Origin of the sequence: Cylindrospermopsis sp. CR12, from assembly GCF_001432185.1 — a bacterium.
Lineage (GTDB): Bacteria > Cyanobacteriota > Cyanobacteriia > Cyanobacteriales > Nostocaceae > Raphidiopsis > Raphidiopsis raciborskii.
This window is the reverse complement of sequence record NZ_LMVE01000005.1, coordinates 1-1,483: the sequence shown is the minus strand read 5'-3', so window position 1 is coordinate 1,483 and position 1,483 is coordinate 1. Positions and strand designations below refer to the sequence as shown.

Below are 1,483 nucleotides of genomic sequence, written 5' to 3'. Positions count from 1 at the left end.
GAACATTAGAAGCCCTAAATGAGGCCATGACAAGTGCAGTAAATTATATTACAGCAGAGGATGCGCTTAATTGGTTCAATCATTGTGGTTTATTTACATGAAAACCGCTGTAATATTCCAATTAGCTCCTCACGTAGTGGGAGACTTTTTTCATAACTGGCAATTATGGCAAATAAATTTGCGATTTGCGAATATAGAATAAAATGTAGATTCATCGAAAATCTCGTCATGCTAAAACCTCAAGATATCGTTGTCTTGCTGAAAGTACACAACTTAAAAAACTCAGAATGGACTTATAACCAGCTTGGCACTGCATTACACATTAGTCCTTCGGAAGTTTATGCTGGTCTCAAAAGATGTCAGTCCAGTGGGTTGTATGATTGGTCTACTAGAAAAGTGAAAAACCATTCTTTGCTTGAATTCCTCATTCACGGACTGAAATACGTATTTCCTGAAAAACCTGGTCCTTTAACGAGGGGAATTGCTACTGCACATTCAGCAGAACCATTAAAAAATTTACTGAATGTCAATTCTACCGATATCTACGTATGGAGTGATCCACAGGGAACTGTGAGAGGACAAAGTATTACCCCATTATATAAATCTGTTCCTGCTGCAGTAAAAAATGACCCAGAACTCTATGAGTTGTTGAGTTTGGTGGATGCAATTCGGGTTGGTCGTGCGCGAGAACAAAATCTCGCTAGTCAAGAGCTAGAAAAGAAACTGACAATCAGATGAATGAACAAGTACAAATGCTTGAAAAGGCGGCAAAATTACTTGCCGCATTAAATAAAAAAATAGTTTTTATAGGTGGGGCAACAATATCACTATATCTTGACGAAATTTCTGCTATTGATGCCCGTCCTACGAATGATGTAGATTGCGTTATCAATATTACTCCTCGTAATAAATACTATCTTTTTGAAGAAGAGCTACGTCAAATTGGACTTGAACAGGATAAAGGTAAAGTTATATGTCGTTGGCGGTATCAGGAATTAATATTAGATATAATGCCAGACGATACTTCTATCCTTGGTTTTAGCAATTCTTGGTACAAGCCAGGAATAAAAAAATCAATTATTTATACTTTTCCAAGTAGTCAAAAAATAAATATTTTCCCGGTAACTTATCTTTTAGCTTCAAAAATTGAGGCATTTAATAGTCGAGGAAATCGCAATTTCTATACTAGTCATGATTTAGAGGATATTGTTTTACTCCTGGATGGCTGTCCTAATTTAGAACAAGAAATAGAACAGGGAGATATAAAAGTCAAGAAGTTTATAAAAACATGGATTAAAACTGAATTTGAAAACCTTTTAGAAATAGCTCCTAGTCAACTTTCATTTGCATCAAAAAATGCTGGTCGTGACCAATTAATTTTGAATCTAATTCAAAGGTTAGCACAATAATTAATGCTCCCGCAATCAACAGTTAATAACAAATACTGGTAAATGAAAAGCTCCTCACCTAGTGTGGGGCTTTT

The 1,483-nt window shown here is 35.5% G+C and carries 2 protein-coding genes; both read left to right on the top strand.

Going from position 1 to position 1,483, the window contains the following annotated elements; translation table 11 throughout:
- The first annotated feature begins 165 nt into the window (after positions 1–165).
- Positions 166–738, top strand: a complete 573-nt coding sequence (locus tag ASL19_RS00355; protein ID WP_235528886.1) for a hypothetical protein — start codon at positions 166–168, stop codon at positions 736–738.
- The gene (locus ASL19_RS00350; RefSeq protein ID WP_006278946.1) at positions 735–1,409 is read left to right on the top strand and encodes a nucleotidyl transferase AbiEii/AbiGii toxin family protein; all 675 of its coding nucleotides are present in this window, start codon (positions 735–737) and stop codon (positions 1,407–1,409) included. The genes ASL19_RS00355 and ASL19_RS00350 overlap by 4 nt, the downstream gene beginning before the upstream one ends.
- Positions 1,410–1,483: the final 74 nt, after the last annotated feature.